The organism is Bacillus sanguinis (genome assembly GCF_018332475.1).
GTDB classification, from domain to species: domain Bacteria; phylum Bacillota; class Bacilli; order Bacillales; family Bacillaceae_G; genus Bacillus_A; species Bacillus_A sanguinis.
Window position 1 is genome coordinate 1 of the sequence record NZ_BOQB01000560.1, and the last position, 3,499, is coordinate 3,499.

At 33.3% G+C, this 3,499-nt stretch carries 3 protein-coding genes; 1 reads left to right on the forward strand and 2 read right to left on the reverse strand.

The annotated features are described in order from the left end of the window. The first annotated feature begins 289 nt into the window (after positions 1 to 289). Positions 290 to 619 carry a YkvA family protein gene (locus KI369_RS28550; protein ID WP_212959005.1) on the forward strand — a complete coding sequence of 110 codons (330 nt, stop codon included), beginning with the start codon at positions 290 to 292 and terminating at the stop codon, positions 617 to 619. A 60-nt stretch (positions 620 to 679) separates the two neighbouring features. Here KI369_RS28550 and tdcB read toward each other — a convergent pair whose 3' ends face one another. After that, entirely contained in the window at positions 680 to 1,681 is a 1,002-nt protein-coding gene (tdcB, locus tag KI369_RS28555) for a bifunctional threonine ammonia-lyase/L-serine ammonia-lyase TdcB (RefSeq protein WP_212959006.1), read from the reverse strand. An 85-nt stretch (positions 1,682 to 1,766) separates the two neighbouring features. Then, positions 1,767 to 3,350: an aminotransferase class V-fold PLP-dependent enzyme gene (locus KI369_RS28560; protein ID WP_212959007.1), complete on the reverse strand. Its 1,584-nt coding sequence runs from the start codon at positions 3,348 to 3,350 to the stop codon at positions 1,767 to 1,769. Positions 3,351 to 3,499: the final 149 nt, after the last annotated feature.

Below are 3,499 nucleotides of genomic sequence, written 5' to 3' on the forward strand. Positions count from 1 at the left end.
ATGTACCATTAGATTATTTAGAAGTAATTCAACATTGTACGAATCCAGGGATTAATGTAAAAAATGAACTTTAATACGTATTACCATCAAACGTTATCTGCGTAGTACCTTTACTTGGAACGAACACATACACTGTAAGTCGTTACATAACCAACATTCTATTATTTTGCACAGGTAATTCCCTATTTTTATGGAAATATACATTAAGAAAAACTATAAAATTGATTATTCTCTTACTTCTTTGTCTATCCTTTTAAAAAATCTATTTTTTTGTAAAAGGAGTGTTAATATGGAGAAACAGACACTTTGGAAAAAATTCAAAAAAAGCTCAGCAAATCTTGGTAAATCTAGCGTATATGAAAGTATTATTTTATACTACACAATGAGAAAGAAAGAGTTACCTACTAAAGCTAAATTCATCATATTAGCCGCTTTATCCTATTACGTATTAGCAATCGACTTTATTCCAGATATAGCTGCTATTATTGGGATCGGCTTATTAGATGATGTTTTAGCAATCGCTATAGCACATAAATTTGTAATGCGCCATGCAGACGCTGAAATTCGCGAGAAGAGTAGAATAAAAATGGAGTCATTATTTACTTCAGCACAAGTATAATGAAAAAGAGCTAAGATCAATTCTCTTAGCTCCTCATTCTTAACACTATTTTTAAAAATACTATTTCACTTCATTGGCTACAAAAAATTGCTCACAAACACTAGAAATACGCTGCAAGTCTACGTTCCCACCAGATATAACCGCTACTACTTTTTTCTCTTTAATATATGGATCCACTTTCCCTGCAAGTAGAGCAGCAGTAGCTAATGCGCCTGCACCTTCTACAACAGCTTTCCCGCGTTGCAATAAATCTTTCATCGCTACTTCCAGCTCTTTTTCTGATACTGTTACAATATCATTCACTAATTCTTTTACAATTTCAAATGTTAATTCCCCTGGTACTTTAACTGCGCAACCATCTGCAATAGTAGGCGCTTCATAATGTTCTACAATCATTCCTTTGTCATAAGATGCCTTCATCCCATGAACATTATCTGCTTGGACACCAATTATAGTAATGGATGGATTAAAAGATTTTAATGCAACAGCAATTCCAGAAATAATTCCACCTCCGCCAATTGGTACAATGACAGTATCAACATCCCACATATCATCAAGAATGTCCAAACCGATAGTACCTTGACCAGCCATTACCTCTACATCATCATATGGATGTAAGTATGTTTCACCTGTTTCCCTAATAATCTCCTCACATTTTTCCTTTGCATCATCAAAAGTTTCACCATATAAAATTACTTCTGATCCATATCCTCTAGTTGCTTCAACTTTCGCCTGAGGGGCAGAAATCGGCATAACAATTTTACTCTTAATACCGAGTAAATGAGCAGATAATGCAATTCCTTGTGCGTGATTCCCTGCTGAACATGCAATAACTCCTCTTTCTTTTTCTTCGTCTGAAAGCTGTGACATTTTATTAAATGCACCACGGAATTTAAATGAACCTGTTAATTGCATATTTTCTAATTTCAAGTGAATTTCTCCGCCCGTTTTACTAGTCAAATAAAATGATTTTACTAATGGCGTCTTACGAGCATTTCTATCCAGAATGTTTTGAGCTTTTTTAATATCGTCTATATGCAATGGTAGTTTTTTAGTTATCATACTTACACCTCTTCCAATGATCTATTCCTAAGTTTTCGTATGTAGCACCTCCTTTATACGAAACCATCTATATTAAAAAAAGTCTTTATATATGTACCTCACTCTGTAATACACACATTTGTAAACAATTCAACATCCTTTTCATATCACGTTCTTTGTAATGATTTAGGCATGCAATTTGGATCCAGTTATTCTTTTGTAAATACGCTGATTCATAATGGACAATATATCCTTGTAATGCTAACTCATCACCTATCGTTTTAGAGGACTGGCCTTCGCTTAATTGAATCGTAAGTATAATTGGCGCGGCATGTTCTTTAGGTGAAACAAGGTTTAATCCTATAGTCGTAATAGCTTCTTCCATATAATCATATGTCTCTTTTATTTTTACAAATGCTGTTTCATCTTCAAATCTCTTCAATGCTTCTTGCAATGCATAAATTAAATTCCATGAATGTGAATATGGAATACTGTCATTTTCTTCGTACATACCAATGTCCATATAGGCCGGTAATGTCTCATTTACTTTCACATTGTGATTATAAAAAACGAAAGATAATCCAGTAAACGATTTAATTGCCTTTCCGCTAACACCGCTTGCAAAAAATACATCCTTCAAATCTATCGGTATTGCTCCAATTGAGCTAATGCAATCTACACATATTTTCACTTTATACTTTTCACATAAAACATTTAGTTCGTCTAACTCATTTAACATTCCGGTAGATGTTTCATGGTGAACAAACCAAAGCCATTCATAATTTCCAGTTTCCATTATTTGTTCTAATTCGGTATAAATAAATGGTTCTCCCATTTCTTTTTTATACGTATCAAAATGTAATTGCGCTCGTGCTGCATGTCCAACTAATCTATTACCAAATTCCCCATTTGTTAATACTAGCCCTTTTCCTTTTAAAGAACGTAACTGTAAAGCAATCGTATCATTTGCTAACGTCCCTGTTCCAAACATTGTTTGTACACGTTTTGCTTTTGTCATTTGCAGTAAACGTTTTTTCACATTTTCCATTGTCACTTGAAATGACTTAGAACGATGCGAAATAGACTTCGAAGAAAATGCCTTTCGAACATCTTCTTCAATATCTACTGGACCTGGTAAAAATGTATATTCTTTCGTCATTATCCCTCCAGCACTCGACTCTTCAAACATAGCAGGAGTAACATACATTGGCTGGAAGGCTGCTTCTTCAGTACCCACTAACGTATGGAAAGATTTGAATCCCATTTGTTCATATAATGGTAGTTCACGCGTTGTAGCAGAAATGAGTGCTAATTCATATCCATTTAGAAGCAAATAACGATGTAAAAAGCGAATTAAACCTAATAATGCTCTTCCATTTCGGTATTCACGTTCTACTGAAAGCAAACGAATTTCATATATATTTTCTCCATGTTCTTGCAAATAAAAATCTAGATTTGAAATTTTATTATCTAATGAAAATGGTCGTTTTCCTCGCAATGCAACCATACCTACTAACTTATCGTCATCTAAACAAATTAAATATGTATTTTCATCATGAAAACGATCAATACGAACACGCTCTTTCGTTTCTTCGTGTTGCGGAATTTCTTCTACAAATGTTTTATAATTCAATTTATGTATACATTCAAATTCCCAAGCTTGATCAGCAACTTTATATATTAACCCCATGTTGTATCTCCTTTATGCATTTAATAAAAATTATAAGTGGAGATTTACTCCACTTATTAAAAGTTCGTTTCATTCTCGATTTACATATAAAATAAGTACAATGATAAGAGCACTTAAAATAGTCGTAACAATTGAGTAAGAATATAAAA

Excerpts from the sequence above, each read along its gene's own strand:
- KI369_RS28550 (WP_212959005.1), top strand. The coding sequence starts at position 290 with ATGGAGAAACAGACACTTTGGAAAAAATTCAAAAAAAGCTCAGCAAAT.
- tdcB (WP_212959006.1), bottom strand. The coding sequence starts at position 1,681 with ATGATAACTAAAAAACTACCATTGCATATAGACGATATTAAAAAAGCT.
- KI369_RS28560 (WP_212959007.1), bottom strand. The coding sequence starts at position 3,350 with ATGGGGTTAATATATAAAGTTGCTGATCAAGCTTGGGAATTTGAATGT.